This is a genomic window from Microbacterium sp. DT81.1, from assembly GCF_049844955.1.
Lineage (GTDB): Bacteria > Actinomycetota > Actinomycetes > Actinomycetales > Microbacteriaceae > Microbacterium.
The window spans coordinates 351,631-369,532 of the sequence record NZ_JBNCMA010000004.1 but is presented as its reverse complement, the minus strand read 5'-3'; the positions used below and the strand labels follow the sequence as shown (position 1 = coordinate 369,532).

Annotated in this window: 14 protein-coding genes and 1 tRNA gene; 6 read left to right on the top strand and 9 right to left on the bottom strand. The window is 64.8% G+C overall.

Annotated elements, in window-relative coordinates:
• Positions 1–103 precede the first annotated feature (103 nt).
• Complete coding sequence (locus ACLQ2Q_RS13245; protein WP_425820921.1) at positions 104–250, top strand: hypothetical protein; 147 nt, start codon at positions 104–106, stop codon at positions 248–250.
• Positions 251–334: 84 nt separating this feature from the next.
• Here ACLQ2Q_RS13245 and ACLQ2Q_RS13240 read toward each other — a convergent pair whose 3' ends face one another.
• On the bottom strand, positions 335–1,333 hold the full coding sequence (locus ACLQ2Q_RS13240) for an HNH endonuclease (RefSeq protein ID WP_425820920.1): 999 nt from the start codon (positions 1,331–1,333) through the stop codon (positions 335–337).
• A 357-nt stretch (positions 1,334–1,690) separates the two neighbouring features.
• On the opposite strand from ACLQ2Q_RS13240, the gene ACLQ2Q_RS13235 reads away from it, so the two are divergent.
• Positions 1,691–2,449, top strand: coding sequence for a DUF6338 family protein (locus ACLQ2Q_RS13235; RefSeq protein WP_425820919.1), 759 nt, complete (start codon positions 1,691–1,693; stop codon positions 2,447–2,449).
• Positions 2,450–2,495: 46 nt separating this feature from the next.
• Here ACLQ2Q_RS13235 and ACLQ2Q_RS13230 read toward each other — a convergent pair whose 3' ends face one another.
• Complete coding sequence (locus ACLQ2Q_RS13230) at positions 2,496–2,663, bottom strand: hypothetical protein (protein ID WP_425820918.1); 168 nt, start codon at positions 2,661–2,663, stop codon at positions 2,496–2,498.
• An 85-nt stretch (positions 2,664–2,748) separates the two neighbouring features.
• Between ACLQ2Q_RS13230 and ACLQ2Q_RS13225 the strand changes: the two genes are divergently transcribed.
• Positions 2,749–2,910: a hypothetical protein gene (locus ACLQ2Q_RS13225; protein ID WP_425820917.1), complete on the top strand. Its 162-nt coding sequence runs from the start codon at positions 2,749–2,751 to the stop codon at positions 2,908–2,910.
• Positions 2,911–3,006: 96 nt separating this feature from the next.
• Here the strand turns inward: ACLQ2Q_RS13225 and ACLQ2Q_RS13220 are convergent, their stop codons facing one another.
• The gene (locus ACLQ2Q_RS13220; protein WP_425820916.1) at positions 3,007–4,779 is read right to left on the bottom strand and encodes a DNA/RNA helicase domain-containing protein; all 1,773 of its coding nucleotides are present in this window, start codon (positions 4,777–4,779) and stop codon (positions 3,007–3,009) included.
• Positions 4,766–5,086, bottom strand: a complete 321-nt coding sequence (locus tag ACLQ2Q_RS13215) for a nucleotide pyrophosphohydrolase (protein ID WP_425820915.1) — start codon at positions 5,084–5,086, stop codon at positions 4,766–4,768. Before ACLQ2Q_RS13215 ends, ACLQ2Q_RS13220 begins: the two co-directional genes overlap by 14 nt.
• Positions 5,087–5,221: 135 nt before the next feature.
• On the opposite strand from ACLQ2Q_RS13215, the gene ACLQ2Q_RS13210 reads away from it, so the two are divergent.
• A complete protein-coding gene (locus ACLQ2Q_RS13210) occupies positions 5,222–8,302 on the top strand; it encodes a DUF3427 domain-containing protein (protein ID WP_425821073.1) in 3,081 nt (1,026 codons plus the stop codon).
• Positions 8,299–8,712, top strand: a complete 414-nt coding sequence (locus ACLQ2Q_RS13205) for a (deoxy)nucleoside triphosphate pyrophosphohydrolase (protein WP_425820914.1) — start codon at positions 8,299–8,301, stop codon at positions 8,710–8,712. The genes ACLQ2Q_RS13210 and ACLQ2Q_RS13205 overlap by 4 nt, the downstream gene beginning before the upstream one ends.
• Before the next feature lie 30 nt (positions 8,713–8,742).
• Here the strand turns inward: ACLQ2Q_RS13205 and ACLQ2Q_RS13200 are convergent, their stop codons facing one another.
• The gene (locus ACLQ2Q_RS13200; RefSeq protein WP_425820913.1) at positions 8,743–9,900 is read right to left on the bottom strand and encodes a DUF4041 domain-containing protein; all 1,158 of its coding nucleotides are present in this window, start codon (positions 9,898–9,900) and stop codon (positions 8,743–8,745) included.
• A gap of 182 nt (positions 9,901–10,082) precedes the next feature.
• Positions 10,083–11,330 (bottom strand): hypothetical protein, encoded by a 1,248-nt coding sequence (locus ACLQ2Q_RS13195; protein WP_425820912.1) that lies wholly within the window; start codon positions 11,328–11,330, stop codon positions 10,083–10,085.
• Between the two features lie 379 nt (positions 11,331–11,709).
• Between ACLQ2Q_RS13195 and ACLQ2Q_RS13190 the strand changes: the two genes are divergently transcribed.
• Positions 11,710–12,840: a tyrosine-type recombinase/integrase gene (locus ACLQ2Q_RS13190; protein WP_425820911.1), complete on the top strand. Its 1,131-nt coding sequence runs from the start codon at positions 11,710–11,712 to the stop codon at positions 12,838–12,840.
• 209 nt (positions 12,841–13,049) lie between these two features.
• Here ACLQ2Q_RS13190 and ACLQ2Q_RS13185 read toward each other — a convergent pair.
• From ACLQ2Q_RS13185 to ACLQ2Q_RS13175, 3 genes are all read right to left on the bottom strand, one after another.
• Positions 13,050–13,121 (bottom strand) — tRNA-Arg (locus ACLQ2Q_RS13185).
• Positions 13,122–13,176: 55 nt separating this feature from the next.
• Complete coding sequence (locus ACLQ2Q_RS13180; RefSeq protein ID WP_425820910.1) at positions 13,177–14,142, bottom strand: NAD(P)-dependent alcohol dehydrogenase; 966 nt, start codon at positions 14,140–14,142, stop codon at positions 13,177–13,179.
• 123 nt (positions 14,143–14,265) lie between these two features.
• Positions 14,266–17,814: an error-prone DNA polymerase gene (locus ACLQ2Q_RS13175; RefSeq protein WP_425820909.1), complete on the bottom strand. Its 3,549-nt coding sequence runs from the start codon at positions 17,812–17,814 to the stop codon at positions 14,266–14,268.
• Positions 17,815–17,902 lie beyond the last annotated feature (88 nt).

The window sequence follows — 17,902 nt, the reverse complement described above, 5'->3', positions numbered from 1 at the left end:
TGTGATCCACAACGTATCGTCCGAAGCGATGGAACCGGGGAAGGCACGCATTTGGTCGGTGTCCAGCGGGGACGGGCGTTCCTGCTGTAGACCACTACCCACCGTGCTCGCCGGTTCGGTCACGCCGTTCGTGTCGAGCCAGAACATCGCGATGGGCCAGCGCGGCCTCAACGTCATTTCGACCGAGCTGGAGACCGTCAACTACGCGTGGTGCCCAGCCGCTGACCGCCCTTCCTCGCACAAGTTGTGATCTGCCATCAACGCCACGCACGGCGAACGTGTGGGCTCCACTTGCGCGCGGTGCCCGCGCAGGGATTCCCCTTGTACTCAGCGGCTATGCGGCGCGGAAGCGGTTCTCGTGGTGCCAAGCGAGCGCGTCGCGGTCAGGAGAGAGTAGGGGGTTCTCCGGCACGCGGATCTTGAACTCGGCGGCCTCTTTCTCGTAGAACTCGACGCCGTTCCATCCACGCGCGCGGAGTGCTGGACTCACACGCAGGCGGAGGTCGGCATCGATGCCGAGGTAGCCGCGGTCATAGAGGGTATGCACGTCGGACCTGAGCAGGAGGGCATTGGACACCTGGTGGGTGCCAGTGTCGTGCGCGTAGTCGCGAATGTGCGCGGCCTCCAGGCTCGGGTAAGTCTTGCTGCCCGTCACCGCGCAGCGGAAGTAGTACGCTTCGTCGACCGCGCGACGAAACCTGCCCTGCCCCATGCGTGGGCTGATGAGAACCGGCTCGCCGTACTTCGGCCCGCCCCACTCGATCGCCGTGCTCCGAAGGTCGGTGTCCCAGCTGAAGTCAACGCGAGCATTGCTTTGCATCAGTTGAAAGGCCTGCAGCACGTACTCCGAGTCGGGTTTCCGTTCTCGGCCGAGCGTCTCATAGCCCTCGATGGTGACGTTGTTGAGCGACCAGTTCGGTGGTTGCGGGAGTTCCTCACCGCGCGGTGCGAAGAACACGTTGCGGAGGATGATGCAGCCAATGATGGGGTCGGGATCGTCCGCCCACCGCTTGTTCGAACGGTATGCCCGCACGCGGTCGAGCAGCTCCTGTTCGGTGTCAACCCCGTTTCCTTGTCCCCAGATCGTCCATGCCTCGCTGACGGGCATCTCGAAGTACTCCTCAAAGAAGCCGCCGCCAACGAGCGAGTAGCCCGGGATGTCAACGTCGCGGAAAGCACCGGGTCGCTTCGTCTTGAATAGAAAGGGTCCGCCTTCCTGGAGAGCCTTGAAGCCGTGTGGGGAAGGCTGCCAGAAGTTCACGTCCGTGATCGCGGCACGGTCCCGCAAGAACGCGGCCCAGCGGCTGTCAGTCACTCCGACAACGATCCGCACGCCACGATGCTAGCGGTCACCTGCTACACGCGCCCGCGCCGACCTTCCCGTGCGCACGCATACGTCCCGCTCACGCGCGATGCCCGGATGCGGATCGGATTGCGTGTACGACTCTCGAGGTTTGAGAGCGAGGACCCTCAGTGATGAGCTGTGCTCGACTAGCGGGCACTTGGCCCACGGCGAGCCGACTCAACTGCTACGGCCTTGGTCACCGGGGGCGGTCTCGCGCAGCCCCTCGAGGTGTGTCTCATCGCCGAGGGATTGAATCGCCGCTTCGTTCGACAGGGCCGCACGCCTCGATAGGTAGAGCGGGCTCGTCCTCGCTGGCCCGTCGGCGCCCGAGTGTATGTTGTGCGTGTGACCGTGCCCGATTCGTTCCCGCAGGTGCTGATCTTCATCGCCATGCTGGTCCCTGGGTTCAGCTTTGTCGCCGTGCGCACCTGGTACGTGGGATGGCGGTCACCAGACTACGGCGCAGGGTCGCGCATCCTTGAGGCGCTCTACGTCAGCGCAATCTTCCTCGTGCTCTACGCGGGTCTTCTCGCTGTCGGCTTTGGGGTCGTCGCCCTCTGGACCGGAGTGGGCACTCTGAGCGCGCTACAGGCATGGCTCGTGGACGGTTGGAAAGGTGCTCCCGCGGGCTGGCTCGCGCTTCTGGCGATCGTCCTCCTCGTCGTGATACCGGGAGTCGTCTCGGCGCTCATGGTGCGCCGCAAGTCCAAGGTGATCGTCGGCGAGGACGGGAGCCGGAAAGTCGTTAAGACAACCGTCAACCGGAACCAGGCCACGCCGCGAGCCTGGGACCACGCCGCATACGGCGCGGAGGACGCGTGTTTCGTCCGCGTGCTGAGCCACACCGGCGTCTACGTCGGCGGGTGGTATGGCGAGGGCTCCTATTCGAGTACATATCCGTATGAGAAGGACATCTTCATCGCGCACCAGTGGCGGATGAGCAAGAAGGGCGAGTTTTTGGAGCCTCTCGCCAATTCTCTTGGGGTCTGGGTACCGCTTACGGAGTCGTGTCAGGTGGAGTGGATCGCCGTCAACGAGAACGAAGGTTCGAACGAAGGGAGAAAGTGGTGGCAGAAGATCAGCCGGGGCGAGGCGAGAGCTTGACTGGCGGCGCTGGGGTGCGCCGAAACATCGAGGAGGGCGCCAAGCCTCAGACAGGGGCGAAGCCGAGCCCGGCGCCCGCGGTGAAGCCGCCCACCGTCGGGCCGAAGGGCGGCGCAGGGAACTCGGGGGCGGCGAAGTAGCCGTGGCTGACGACAAGAGGCGTGAGAGCCCCCCGCGCGTTCCCAATCGGCCTCTTGAGGAGCGTGGCGCGCAACCGAGGCCCTCGGCGGGTGTGAAACCGCCGATCGCGGGCCCTAGGGGCTCGGCGGGGAACTCCGGCGCGGGATCGAGGTAGCGAGATGTCTGGCACGCAGGACAACTACAACCTTCGCCGCAACGAGGACGGCATGTTCGGCGCCAAGCCCGCGTCGACGGCTTCCGCCCCCAAGGTAGCGGGCGTGAACCCACCAACGAGCGGACCGAAGGGGCCGGCCGGTAACTCGGGGGCGTCGAAGAAGTAGCTCCGCCGTCGAAGCCGCACGGCCGAGTTGTCCTCCGCCCACGCGTCTGGGTGGTGACATCGTGCGGCGGTTTGCTGAGTCGGCCACTGAGACTGTCTAATTGCATAGGAAGCCGCCTCGCGCGGATCCGTCATCACCGATCACACCTGCGATGTACTCCCGAAGAGCTGGGTCACACACGTACACGTAAGTCCCGCGAATCCCGCGCGTCAGGAGCACTCCATAGATGTTGCGGATGAACTCGAGCAGGTCGTCGTCGGAGTAGGCGATCCCGCGCTGCTTGTTGTTCTCTTTGCCCTTGGCGTCGCGATACGAGCGGCGGTCGATGAATAGCCGTCGCGAGTGCGGGTCGTAGCGGAGGTCATTGCCGATGATGACGCCGGCGTAGTTGAGGTCGTAGCCCTGGACGGTGTGAATTGAGCCCACCTCGTGGATGGATGCCGGACTATTAATCCAGTCCTTGGCTTGGCTATTCCACCGAAGGCTCACGCCATCCAGCTCAATATCGAACGCTTCCTTGTCGCGATTGCTCTTCCACTCCCATGCGTAGCCCGCGATCAGGCGCGCGAGGCCATGCTCGGCGTTGCGGTCCATGATCTCACGCTGCATCGCCGCGAGGTTGTCGAAGAACCTCAGGTCATAGTCACCAAAGTCAGGTCGCTCGCTCGCGCGGCTCTCGCCGCGCAGGACGTCGCGCACGAACTGCACATAGTCGACGCCCGCGCGAACGCGCATCTGGGTGGACAGCGGATACCGGCGATGGGTCGACCTGGCCTCCTCTACGAGTGATCGGAGCACCATCTGGGGCAGGTCAGCTGGCCGCACGGTCTGCTCGGCGTCTAGTAGATAGATCTGGTGCCGACTCTGGGCGCGGATCCAGTCCAGCTGCGTCTTCGACGGATCGTCGGCGCCGAAGAGCTTCTCGTTGATGGTGATGAATCGCTTGTTGTTGACACCGGAAGACTGGTTCGCGCGCTGGTTCAGGCGATGGGTCTCGTCGACGATCAGGAGGTCCCACGGCTGATCAGATGCTCCGACGTCGAAGGGCGTCAGGATCTGTCCCTCCGTCACTTTTGGCGTCTTCTTGAACACCCGCTTGATCGACTCGCGGAGAGATTGCTGAGGCACAACGAACCCGATCCGAAGGCCTGCGAGCAGCGCGCGATTCTCGGGGACGAAGAATTCGGCGAACATAGAGTCTGGTTCGACTTCATCTGCATCACTGTGGTCGCGGACATCCGCAAGGAGCTTCATCAGGAATATCGCAATGATGGTCTTGCCCGTCCCAGGCTGCCCCTCGATGACGCTCGCGGACGACGCTCCAGTCTCGAGGTCGGCGAGGAGCCCTTCCACAATGTCCTCGACGGCGATTGCTTGCTCCGGCGTGAGCACTTTAAACGGCGACAGTTTGAAGAGATCGCTGTTCTCGATCTCAGGGATGCTGCGTTGAAAGATTCCGTCTGATCGCAGCTTCTCGAAAATGTCGCGGAAGCTCTCCCGATACAGGTCGCGCTCGTAGTACCGAGCATCGATGATGCCCTCGTTTCCGTTCATCACGGTGAACTGGCCGTCGCCGGCGAGCCAGCGAATGAGATGAGATTCAAGGTCGAGGCACGCCGACTTGTTGAAGGTGTCGTCGATGACGACGCGCACGCTCCGGAATACGCTCTTGGCGGGGTTCGCGAGATGCTGGCGCATTCGTGCAGCGGCGTTGACCGTCTCACCGACGTAGACGGCCCCACCCCCAGACGGGTTTGCACCATCGAGCACGTAGACGACGGGCCAGTTCCTGAGGCGCTCGTCGCCCACCACCCAACCCGTGATCGCGCCCGACGTGAGGTTCAGTCGCTGGACCTCAAAGGGCGTCATACTTTGTGCTCCGTCCCCGTGCACGATCGGCCGGGTACTTCTCCCCCGTAGCGACGAGCTTTTCGAGCACGATTTCGTCGAGGTCGATCCCGAGCCGCGCAGCGAGCAGCGTGCAATAAGTCACCACGTCGGCGAGCTCGGCCCGCACCTGCGCCTCATCCGCATCGTCGCTCCACTGAAAGCACTCCAAGAGCTCTCCCGCCTCGATCGCGATGCTCTTGGCGAGGTTCGCCGGAGTGTGGAACTGGGCCCAGTCACGCTCTCGAACGAACTCCTCCAGCGCCTTCCGAACCCGTTCACTCGTCACGGTTGCGACCGTATCAGGACACGCGACTCGGCCTCCGCCCGAAGGTCAATTCGGCCGTTGCAGACAGCCTGCTCCACTAGCGTGTGAATCACACAAGCAGGCGGTGGGAGGAGCAGCATGGCGGGATCCCCCGAATTGCAGGCTGGACTCTATGAGACGCTCGTCACCTCGGGCCTGCAGGGACGCCTCCACTCTCTGGATGGACTTCTACCTACCTTTGAGCCTGTCGACGAAGCAGACCAGCCCCACGTGCTCGCGCGACTGATTTATGAGCAAGCCGTTCGCCGGCTCTCATCTATTTCAGGTGAAGGCGAACGACTCGATCTCGTGAACCGGCTGCTGGAAGACCTAGCTTCGTCTCCCGACCTTGTGGTGGCTCCCGCGCGCCAACTCCAGCGACTCTCGCCGCCCGTTGGTCCGGGAATCTCGACGTATGAGAACGTCCGTCCGACTACGCCCCTCAGTGAGGCCGCGCTGCTCACGAACACCCGGGGCGAGCCGAACCTGAATGCCGAGCTGAAATCGGAGATCGACACGGCAGACCAGGTAGACCTCCTTTGTGCTTTCGTGAAGTGGCACGGGGTCCGACTCCTGGAGGCGGAGCTCGCACGACTCCGGCGCCGGGGCCGCCCCTTCCGAGTCATCACGACGACCTACATGGGGGCTACGGAGCGTGCCGCTATCGATCGCCTGGCGCGTGAGTTCGGCGCGCAGGTTCGGGTGCAGTACGACGCGATGCGCACCCGTCTGCACGCAAAGGCTTGGCTCTTTCAGCGCCGCAGCGGGTTCAACACAGCGTACGTGGGCTCGTCGAATCTCTCCAAGGCTGCGCTGCTCGACGGAGTCGAGTGGAATGTCCGGCTCTCCGGCGTGGGTACGCCGGCGCTGCTGGAGAAGTTCCAGGCCACGTTCGAGACCTACTGGAACGACGCGAGCTACGAGGTGTACGACCCAGATCACGATCGGGACCGACTCGACGATGCGCTCGCGGAGGCGTCCGGGACGCGGCGCCACGACCGGATGACGGTGTCACTATCGGGCCTGGAGGTTCGCCCGTATCCCTACCAGTTGGAGATGCTCGACGCACTAGACGCAGAGCGCGAGGTGCACGGCCGCCACCGAAATCTCGTGGTTGCGGCCACGGGCACCGGCAAGACAGTCCTGGCGGCATTCGACTATCAGCGGCTCGGCGGCCCGGAGCGCTCACTGCTATTTGTTGCCCACCGGAAGGAGATTCTCACGCAGGCTTCTCGCACGTACCGCGAGGTGCTGGGCGACGAGAACTTCGGCGAAAGTTACGTCGCAGGTAGCCGGCCAGAGCGATGGGAACATGTCTTCGCGAGCGTTCAGTCACTCACCTCCTACGGGGTTGAGAACATTCCTGCCCACGCCTTTGACGTCGTCGTGATTGACGAGTTTCATCACGCCAGCTCAGCAACCTACCGGAAGCTTCTAGACCATCTCGCGCCAAAAGAGCTGCTCGGCCTCACTGCAACCCCGGAGCGCGCCGACGGCAATGACATCTTGGGGTACTTCGATGGACGCGTGGCGGCGGAGCTGCGGTTGTGGGATGCCCTGGGCCAGGAGCTCCTATCACCCTTCCACTACTTCGCTATCGCGGACGGCACAGACCTGACGAGGATCGCGTGGGTGCGCGGCGGTTATGACGCCACGCAGCTCTCGAAGCTCTTCACAGGAAATGACGCCCGCGCGCGGATCGTGGTCAGCGAGCTCCTCGATAAGGTGATTGACCCGCTCGGCATGCGTGCACTCGGCTTCTGCGTTGATATCTCACACGCGGAGTACATGGCCCGAGTGTTCAACGAGGCCGGGATCCCTGCCTTGATGATCAGCGGTGACGGGCGCTCACAAGCGCCGCGCGACGAGGCACTTCGCCGGCTCCGCAGTCGGGAAGTCAACGTCATCTTCTCGGCGGAGCTGTTCAATGAGGGACTCGACGTGCCTTATGTGGACACTGTGCTCTTCCTGCGTCCTACCGAGAGCGCGACCGTCTTCCTCCAGCAGCTGGGTCGGGGCCTGCGCCGCACTGCTGACAAGGCCGTGCTTACGGCTCTCGATTTCGTGGGTCATCAGAGCACGCAGTTTCGTTGGGACATGAAGCTGCGTGCGCTCACCGGGCTGACACGTCAGGCAGTCGCTCGCCAGGTTCAACACGGCTTTCCGTTTCTGCCGTCCGGGTCACAAATCGTGCTTGACCGACAGTCGCAACGTCTCATCCTCGAGAACTTGAAGGGGCAGGTCGCCAATCGATGGCATCAGCTCGCCACCGAGCTGCGCTCCTATGGCGACATGACGCTGGAGGAGTTCCTGGGGGAGGCCGGAGTCGAGCTCGCCGATGTGCTCAAGAGAGGGCAGCGCGGTCGTTCGTGGACCCAGCTTCGAAGAGATGCTGGGCTTCCAACTTCCGGCGGGACGGAGCGGGAAACTGAGCTGCTGAAGCGCGTGCGCGCTTTGGTCCACGCGGACGATAGAGAGCGCGCGCGGGAGTATCGGGATCTACTGGCGGACGATTCGTCAGAGTACGCGGAGCTGTCCGCACGAAGCCGTCTCTTCGCCGACATGCTGTTCTTTTCGCTGTGGCCCGATGGTGGCGGATTCTCCTCCGTCGAAGACGGATTGCGCTCCCTCAAAGCAGAGCGAGCAGTTCGTGAGGAGCTCGCCGCGGTAATTGAGCTCGGATTCGACTCCGCGCGACACATTCCGACCGCGATGCCCGGCAGGCTCGCGTGGACGCCGCTCCAAGTACACGCTCGCTACCAACGAGAGGAGGCTCTCGCGGCGCTCCGTTACGCGACCATCCAACGGCGGCCAAACTCATTCCGAGAGGGCGTCCTGTTTGTCGCTCCGGAGAACGTAGACGCGTTCTTCATCACGCTCAAGAAGTCGGCTGCAGCGTTTTCACCTACCACGATGTACCGCGACTACCCGATCAGTCACGACCTCTTCCACTGGGAGAGTCAGTCGGGAACCACCATCGCTTCCCCCACAGGCCAGCGGTACCTGTCGGGATCGAGCGACATTCTTCTGTTCGTTCGCGAGCATAAGGAGAACGAGTTCGGTACGGCGCCGTACCTATTTCTCGGGACTGCAAGGCTGGTTCAGCACGCCGGCGAACGGCCAATTGCGATCACTTGGCGACTCGATCGCCCCATGCCATCGGACTTCTTTCAGAGAGCGTCGGTGGCGGCGCAATGAGCGTCGTGGTTGGCGCGGTCGTCGTCCGCGACGGTCTGGTTCTTGCGGCGCGACGGACACGTCCCGCGGAACTAACAGGAAAGTGGGAGTTTCCCGGAGGCAAAGTCGAACCGGGCGAGGAATTGCCCGCCGCCCTCGTCCGAGAAATCGAAGAGGAGTTGAGTTCAACGATCAACGTGCTGGATGAGGTTATCGATCACGACGGCCCCTGGCGCATTAGCGACAAGCACGTCCTTCGACTCTTTCTCGCCACGGTGCTCTCCGGCGAGCCGGTACCGGGCTCGGACCACGATCTGCTTCGATGGCTTCCCGCGAGCGATCTAGGTCGGATTAGCTGGCTTCCCTCAGATCAGCTGGCACTGCCATTCGTACAGCAGGCCGTTGTGCGATTGCTCGCCCAAGCAGACTGAGGGACCCGCGATACCGGCTATGCCGCCGTACTACGTCGGTGGCGTGACTCTTGCCGGCCAGGCGCCGACAGACTGCCGGTACTCGGTGGCGTCAGCCGTCTCGGTGAACTCGAGCATGCTGCCGACCTTTTCAATGAGCACGTCCCGAACCTCGCCCGGAGTGGCAAAGAAGAACTCCTTGCGGGAGTTTGCCTGATTCAGAGCGCGCATGGCGAAATGCCGGTGAAGCTCTGCTTCCAACGTCACCGCATCCTCCGAAAAGTACAGCGTGTGCGTATCAAAGCGGAACGGCACCGAGGCTCCGCCAAGTTCGTAGATTCGCTCTCGCGGTTCGAGCCGACGTGTCAGTCCAATCTTCACAACATCCCTGCCGAACGCGCCTTCGTTGGAGATCACGTATACGTACCCAGCTCGAATGTTTGCGGCGCGGAAGTCGTTCTGGGCTATCGCGTCGTCGACTTTAGCGAGTCGGGCAGCAAGGACCGGGTCGAGTTCACCTCTCTCTTCGAGCGCGGCGAGCATGTTGGCAAGATGCGCCCGCTCCTTATCAAGCCGGGTCCGCTCTTCCGCCAGCTCCCTGGCGACGCGCTGCTCCTCACGCAGTCGCGCGCGCTCGTCACGGGCAACTTCGCGCTCCTCTTGCTTCTTCATCAGCCAGTCGGCTGTGAGCTCAAGCTCCTCAAATCGAAGATCGTGAAACTCATCGCTGATACGCATCTCCATCATCGAACCAAGCTTCGCAATCGCGCTCCGCGAAGCATCGAGTCGCCGTTTCGCCGTAACGACGTTGCCCGCGCGCAGCGATCGAAGGGCATTGTCCGCTTCTGAGTTGTAGGCGCGGAGCATCAGCTTTGCGAGGTCTTCGGTCATCCGCCGACCCTGCGCGAGCGAGTTGTTGAACGTAAACATCTCCGACTTGACGATCGCCCGGCCCGCCTTCACCACTTCAGCTATCCGAGTCTCTATCGAGGCGAGACGATCTTGATAGGCCGCCGCCGACTCGAGCGGGTGGTGATAACGGTAGATGCCCACGTCTTGGAGGACGCGAGCATCGCTGAGTTCGACATAGTCCGGCGAGGTCACTTCAGCTAGTCGAGCGCGTAGCGTGCTGTTCTCGCGTCTCAAGAAGTCCAGTTCAGCCGAAGAGGCGATCGCCGGATCAACGACCTCAGGAGCAAGTACAGACACCGCAGGCAGAGTTTCCTCCCCCTGAGACTCCGCATCGGATGCGCCCTCGACAGTGGTCCATAAGACCCAGTCAGCAGGCGGCTCCGGCCACGCGGGATCGGGCACCCATCCCGCCGGCGGAACCCAGCCTGCAGGCGGCTTGGGCCAGCCCGGAGGTGGATTGAAGCTTGGTCCGCCAGTCACTATGCCCGCCTCACTCCCCCTACGGATGCCGGCACAAGTCCGTGTGGGTTTTTGGACAGGGCTGCTCCTAAATGCTCCAGCGTCATGCCGGGAACGACACCAGAGAGGTCGATCTCCTCAAAACGTTCGCGCGCGGTCGCGACCGCAACAAACGGGACGTATGTCGGCCTACCTGTGGCAGGGTTCGTGGTCTCTGTTCCGAGTTCTAGCGATATCCCTTTGAAGAGGCCGCGCCGATCTGCTTCGAATACCTCGTGCAGGGTGCGGAGCGCCACGTTGTGAACGATCCCGGCATAGCGGTCCTTTGTGTCCTTTTGGGTCCCCGCGACCGAGGCGATCTCGTCAGTCGCCTTTACGTACTTGTAGTGCTTGATGGACGGAACAGAGTCAGGAGCAGGGATCAGTACCCGGACGGCTAGCTCGGCCGTGGCTGGATCGAAGGTTGCCGTGTGCGACACAGCGAACCACTCCGGGTACACAGAGTTGGCGAGAACAATCCCCACATACTCCTGGACGGCATCCACGGTTCCGTAGCCCAAGCCAGCAATCAACTGGTCTAGTGCTTCGTTCTGTTCTGCTGCTTCTTTCTCGCGGAGTGCGCATTCGGCCTCATACTTCTCCGTCTCGAGCGCAAGCTGCTCCAAACGACGTTGCTCAACCTCTTCGTGCTTCTGAAGCTGTTCTGCCCTTCGGGAGGGCAGAGTTTCCACGGCTGCCTGCCAGGCGTAGTAGTCGGTCGCATACTCCTGCTCAACGGCCGCAAGCGCTTCAGCTTCCTTCTTTCTCTTGCCGAAGAGGCCCTTGACTTCCTCAGGGGTCTTCTTGACAGGGAGCGGCGGGTCAGCGATGGGCGTTGGGACGGGGAAGGGCCTCCGAAGATCCGGCCTGCCGAACGCAGGATGCACCACAACTGCGCGCAGATCCTCAAGGTTGACGAAATCGTCTACATCAAGAGTGGCCTGAAGCAGCGAGTCCAACGTCTCGTACTTGCCGCGCAAGTCCGCGTTCAAATCGTCGACCTCCGCAAGCTGGGCGGCGACGTGGGCATCCGCAGCCGCCTTTTCGAGCCGCTTACGGTCGGCTTCAGACGCGCGCCCGGCGGCGAGCTGCGCTCGCTCAGCGGCGCGCTGAGCCTGTTCCGCACGCCTGGCCCCGGCAGCCTGCTGGCGAAGTGCAGCCTGCTGCCTTTGGTCGGCCACCCTCGACTGATGCTGGATCTCAGCGAAAAAACCGCGACGACGTGCCACTTGTCCTCCAACGCTCGACTGTTGGTCAGTCTATGAGGCAGAGAGAAAGAGGTCAGCGTCAGACCATCGTCACATCGGCAGCCGGCTCTCCGACACTCAGCCAATCAAGCGGGCGGGCGCGGTGGAGTGCCGGGACCGTGAAATAGCGCAGGGCCGGAGCGAAGCGGAGGACGGAGCATATGTCGCGAAAGCCCGGAACGGAGCCGCACCCGATCGCTACACTCTCCGCGTCGGAGCGAGACGCCCCTCTACCCAAACGCCAGTTGACGACGTCTTCCCTCATCTATCCACATCTTTCATCGGCGGCGTTGACGGTGTCCGACCAGTGTCCGAGACTGGGCCGATACTGACCGTCGAGCGCGCATGAGCGGAGGTTGAGATGGGCAGCATCACTCCGTACGAATCGGCGAAGGGCCGCCGCTACCGCGTGCGCTATCGCAAGCCCGATCGCACCGAGGGTGAGAAGCGCGGCTTCACGACGATGCGTGAAGCGAAGCTATACCTGTCCATGGTCACGGTGTCGAAGTCGAAGGGTGACTACATCGACCCGTCCTCGTCGAGAGTTCCAGTCCGGATGTTCGCGGACAGCTGGCTGCGGTCCAAGCAGCCGCCGATGTCGAAGCCGTCGTACTACATGACGCTCGAGCGGGCGTGGAAGAACCACGTTGCTCCGGTGTGGGCGGATCGGGAGATCTCGTCGATCCGGCGCTCTGAGGTCCAGGACTGGGTGTCCGATCTCGCGTCGCGGACGTCGCGCACGGTCGTCCTTCGCTCGCTGGGGATCCTCGCCGGCATCCTCGACGTCGCGATCGACGATCGGCGCCTCGCGAGCAATCCTGCCCGGCATGTGCGCAACCTCCCCCGGCACGGACCGGGTAAGCGTCGTGTCTACCTCACGCACGACCAAGTGGCGACGCTGGCCGCGTGCTCGGCGTATCCGACACTCGTGCTGACTCTCGCTTACACGGGCCTGCGCTGGGGTGAGGTGACGGGGCTGCGTGTGCGCAGCGTGAACCGGCTGCGTCGGCGCTTCGTCATCGAAGAGAACGCGGTGATGATCGCGTACGAGATCCATGTCGGTACGCCTAAGACGCATGAGAAGCGTTCAGTCCCCTACCCCGAGCGGCTCGCTCCGCTGATCGAGCACGCGTGCGCCGGAAAAGGCCCGGAAGGATTGCTCTTCGGCGACGGAGTGAACCACATGAAGAACTCGGGCGAGAAGGGATGGTTCGCGAACGCTGTCCGGCGCGCGCAGGAATTCGATCCGTCGATCCCGCGGGTCACCCCGCACGATCTCCGTCACACCGCCGCGTCGCTCGCGATCAGCTCAGGCGCCAACGTGAAGGCCGTTCAGCGGATGCTCGGCCACGCGTCGGCCGCGATGACGCTCGACACGTACGCCGATCTCTTCGACGACGATCTCGATGCCGTGGCAACGCGATTGAACGACCAGATGCCATTGGTGGCGCTGCCGTCGGGTCCGCAGACCCGCTACGCCCGACCGGGTTAACCGCAGAGAGCAGATTGCTCAGGTTTTCGACGAGGCAGAAACCGCCCAAAACGCTCGCTCTTGGCGCTCTTAGACGGCGCACGAAGGCCGTTGCAGACGAGTGTTTTCGGTGCGCCGAATTTTCATAATGCGGGCAAAAAGCGGGCAAAAATGCCTTTTGTGTGGTCTGACCACAGAAGGAATCCCTGATCAGAGGCAAAAAACGGCTGTGCCCCTGGAGGGACTCGAACCCCCAACCGTTTCCTTAGGACGGAACTGCTCTTCCATTGAGCTACAGAGGCTGGCGGCATCCAGTCTACCGATCCACGCGGAGACCACTGGCAACCCTGCACCGGGTCAGCCAGCGTCCGCCGCCACCGCAACGACCACCTTCCCGAGCGCCCGACCGCCGCCCACATACGCCAGGGCGTCCGCCGTCTGCTCCAGCGGGAAGACCCGATCGATGTGGATGCGCACGTCTCCGGCGACGCACCGCTCGGCCACAGCCCCGAAGTGCTGAGGCCCTTCTCGCACAACCAGTACCCCCAGGCGCGCACCGGTGACCAGCCCGAGTGCCGCACCGACCGTGAGGACCCGCAGCAGCGCGCGCACCGTCCCGCCCACAACGAGATACCTGCCCCCGCGGGCCAGCGCCCGGCGGTAGGCGAAGACCGAGCGTGACGCGACAAGATCGATGATCACGTCGTACGGACCGGTGCGCGTGAAGTCCTCGACCCGATAGTCGATCGCCCGATGTGCGCCCAGCGACCGGATGAAGTCGAGCTTTCCCTCGTTGTCGACGCCGGTGACGTGGATGCCGGCGGCAGAGGCCAACTGCAGGGCGAACATGCCCGTGCCTCCCCCGGCGCCGTTGAGCAGCATCCGCTCTCCCCTCTGCGCGCGGCCGACGGCTTGCGCCGCGATGGCACCCGCCTGTGGGATCGTCGATACCTGGGCGAAGGACAGTTCAGCGGGTTTGGGCGCCAGCACCGACTCCGGTGCCACGACGTACTCCGCGAAGCCGCCCATGCGGGTGAGGTTGTCCCCGAAGACCTCATCACCGACCGCGAAGCGGGTGACGCCGGCGCCCAAGGCAGCGACCCGGCCCGCGATGTCCGAGCCGAGGATGCGCCGAGCCGGTCGGGTCAGTCCACCGAAGCGGGCGTACATCGGCGAACCCCGCAGCCCCTCCCAATCACTGAGGTTGACCGAGGTTGCCACGACCTCGACGAGCACTTGGCCCCGGCCCGGTGACGGTGTCGGGACCTGCTCGACCCGCAGTTGGTCGGGCATCCCATAGTGGTCGTACACGACGGCCTTCACATCAATCCGCCGTTCCCCCGGAGATGTGACCGGGCGCTGGCTTCAGCGTACGGGTCGCTCTGTCTCCTGTCTCAAGGCAGGCGTCCGAAGCGAGGGGAAAGGGGTCGACGCTGCAGCCGACGCTCAGCGGAAGTCGCGGGAGCGGTGATCGATCTCGACCCTGAGGTCTTCGAAGCGGTCCGCGAGCAGGTTGGTCACCCCCTCGGTCGAGCGCTCCAGGATCCCGCGGACGATCAGGGCCGGAGCATCCCGCACGACGCGGCGATAGCGGTTCCACATCCCCACGGAGCAGATGACGTTGACGAGACCGTGCTCATCCTCGAGATTCAAGAACGTGACCCCGGATGCCGTGGCCGGACGCTGCCGGTGCGTCACCAGCCCCGCGACCTCGACCCTCCGGCCGGTCTCGTTCGTACGCAGATCGCTAGACGTGAGCACCCCTCGAGCGTCGAGACCGGATCGGTAGTGGGTCATGGGATGGTCGTCGGTCGAGATGCCCGTGGCCCAGAGATCGGCGGCGAGACGCTCGTAGCTCGAGGGATCGGCGAACAGCGGCGGCTGCACGGAGATGAGCGAGTCGGGGAGGAACTCGGCGCGGTCCTGTGCCGCGGAACCGGCGAGCCAAATGGCCTCGCGCCGGCTGAGACCCAGGCACTCGAAGGCTCCGGCCGTGGCCAGGGCCTCTAGCTGCGCCGCGGTGAGGCCGGTGCGGCGGACGAGGCTGCGGAGGTCGGTGTAGGGGCCGTTGGCCTCACGTTCGGCGACGATCCGCTCAGCGACGGTCTTGCCGATGCCGGTGACCGCCGCGAGACCGAGGCGGACGGCGAAGGCTCCGTCGCGGCGGTGGGCGGCGGATTCGTCTGGTGAGTGGAGGTGAAAGTCTCCGACAGGGGGTTGGATGCGCTCGGCGCAGGAAGGGAGTCCGGTGGGGCCCTTCGTCTCGGTCGCTGCGCTCCCTCGCTCAGGGACCGGGGAGAGGGTGGGCGACGCCTCGACGGGCTCGGCGACCGGGGAGAGGGTGGGCGACGCCTCGACAGGCTCGGCGACCGGGGTAGGGGTGGGCGACGCCTCGACAGGCTCGGCGACCGGCTCCAGGGTGGCCTCGACGCCCGAGCGGAGGAGGTCGGGGCGGCGGACCTCTACGCCGTGCCGGCGGGCGTCGGCCGTGAGGGTTGACGGCGAGTAAAAGCCCATCGGCTGGGCGCGCAGGAGGCCCGCGAGGAAGGCCGCGGGGTAGTGCAGCTTGATCCACGAGCTCGCATAGACGAGCAGGGCGAACGAGAGCGAGTGGGATTCGGCGAAGCCGAAGTTCGCGAACGCCTGGATCTTCGCGTAGATGTCGTCGGCCGCCTGACCGACGAGCCCGTTCGTCGCCATGCCCTCGTAGAGCTTCTCGCGCAGCGAGTCGATGCGCTCGATCCCGCGCTTTGAGCCCATCGCGCGCCGCAGCAGATCGGCATCCTCCCCCGTGCACTCCCCCACGGCCATCGCCATCTGCATCAGCTGCTCCTGGAACACCGGCACCCCGAGCGTGCGCTCGAGCACGGGGGCGAGCTTCGGATGCGCGTAGGTCACCGGCTCCTGGCCGAGCTTGCGGCGCACGAACGGGTGCACCGCGCCGCCCTGAATGGGACCCGGACGGATGAGCGCGATCTGCACCACGAGGTCGTAGAAGCGCCGAGGCTGCAGGCGCGGCAGCAGCCCCATCTGCGCGCGGGATTCCACCTGGAACACGCCGATCGAGTCGGCGCGGCACAGCATGTCGTAGACGGCCTTCTCCTCCTTCGGCAGGGTGGCGAGCTCCCAGTCCTCGCCGGTCGCCTCCCGGATGAGATCGAAGCAGTACTGCAGGGCCGCCAGCATCCCGAGGCCCAGGAGGTCGAACTTGACGAGGCCCATCCACGCGGCGTCGTCCTTGTCCCACTGGATGACCGTGCGGTTCTCCATGCGGGCGTGCTCGATGGGCACCACCTCTCCGACGGGCCGGTCGGTGAGCACCATGCCGCCGGAATGGATGCCGAGGTGCCGCGGCGCCTTCAGCAGCTCCGACGCGTACTCGATCACCTGGGCGGGGATGTCGTGGTCGGCGCCCGTGTCGAGGGTGGCTCCCCATCGCTCCACCTGCTTCGACCACGCATCTTGCTGACCCGGCGAGTGACCCAGGGCCTTCGCCATGTCGCGGACGGCGTTCTTCGGGCGGTACTGGATGACGTTGGCCACCTGCGCGGCCCGTTCCCGGCCATAGGTCGCATAGACCCACTGGATGATCTCCTCCCGCCGGTCGGAATCGAAGTCCACGTCGATGTCGGGCTCCTCATCCCGCAGGCTCGAGAGGAACCGCTCGAACGGCAGCTGGTAGGCGATCGAGTCGACGGCGGTGATGTCCAGCAGGTAGCAGACCGCGCTGTTGGCGGCGGATCCCCGTCCCTGGCAGAGGATGCCGCGGCGCCGGGCCTCCTGAACGATGCCGTAGACGATCAGGAAGTACCCGGGAAAGTCCTTGAGCTCGATGACGCCGAGCTCCTTCTCGATGCGAGTCCGGTCCTCCGGCGCGAGGTCCGGGTACTTCCGCGGCACCGCCTCCCATACGAGCTGCCGGAGCCACGACATCGGCGTGTGACCCTGCGGGACCTCCTGCTTGGGCAGAGCGGGCTTCGCCCGACGCAGGGGGAACGCCAGCTCGTCCGCCAGGGTCACCGTGCGGGCGACGGCCCCCGGATACCGGAAGAAGCGCTCCTGCATCTCGGCGCCCGAGCGCAGGTGCGCCCCGGCGTGCACGGGGAGCCAGCCGTCCAGTTCGTCGAGGCCCCGATTCGCCCGGACGGCGGCGACGGCCGCCGCCAGCCGCGCCCGCTCCGGCGCGGCGTAGTGCACGTTATTCGTGGCCAGCAGGGGAAGGCCGCGCTCCGCCGCGAGCCCGGCCAGCACGTCGTTCGTCCGCGTGTCGAGCGGGTCGCCGTGGTCGAGCAGTTCGACGTGCACGGCATCCGGACCGAAGAGCGTCGCCAGCCGGTCGAGCTCTCGCCCCGCGGCATCCGGACCGTCGTCGGCCAGGGCTCGCCGAACGACGCCCTTGCGGCATCCGGTCAGCACCGCCCACTGACCATCGGCCTGCGCGGCGAGCTCTTCCAGGTCGTACGCGGGACGCCCCTTCTCCGAGCCGCTCAGCTGCGCGTGCGTCAGTGCGGCTGCCAGGCGGTGATACCCCTCCTCGCCGCGCGCGAGCACGAGAAGGTGTGCTCCGGTGGGGTCTGGTTCGCCGCCCCTCGCCGGACTCGGAGACCGATCCTGATTCCCGAGCGACAGCTCGGCCCCGAACACCGTCTTCAGCTGGAGCGCCTCGGCCGCCTCGGCGAAGCGCACGATGCCGTAGAAGCCGTCGTGATCGGTGACAGCGAGCGCGTGCAGGCCGAGGCGCTCGGCCTCCTCGGCGAGCTCTTCGGGAGATGACGCCCCATCGAGGAAGGAGAACGACGAATGGGCGTGCAGCTCGGCGTAGGGCACGACGTCGTCGGGCCGCTGGATGACCGGCGCCACGTACTTGCCCCGTTTGTGCGACCACGCCGGGCTGTCGCCCCCGTCTGCGCCGGCCGGAACCCCCCGCGGGCGACGGGTGTCGCTGAGGGTCCGCTCGATCTCCGACCAGGGCACGGGAGGGTTCTGGAAGCCCATCAGGAGGCCGACCCTTCGACGGGCTCAGGGACCGGCATCCGCGACCCTTCGACGGGCTCAGGGACCGGCATCCGCGACCCTTCGACGG

Bases quoted from the DNA above. Each gene is read 5' to 3' on its own strand.
- ACLQ2Q_RS13190 (WP_425820911.1), top strand. From the start codon at position 11,710: ATGGGCAGCATCACTCCGTACGAATCGGCGAAGGGCCGCCGCTACCGC.
- ACLQ2Q_RS13175 (WP_425820909.1), bottom strand. From the start codon at position 17,814: ATGGGCTTCCAGAACCCTCCCGTGCCCTGGTCGGAGATCGAGCGGACC.
- ACLQ2Q_RS13225 (WP_425820917.1), top strand. From the start codon at position 2,749: ATGTCTGGCACGCAGGACAACTACAACCTTCGCCGCAACGAGGACGGC.
- ACLQ2Q_RS13220 (WP_425820916.1), bottom strand. From the start codon at position 4,779: ATGACGCCCTTTGAGGTCCAGCGACTGAACCTCACGTCGGGCGCGATC.
- ACLQ2Q_RS13205 (WP_425820914.1), top strand. From the start codon at position 8,299: ATGAGCGTCGTGGTTGGCGCGGTCGTCGTCCGCGACGGTCTGGTTCTT.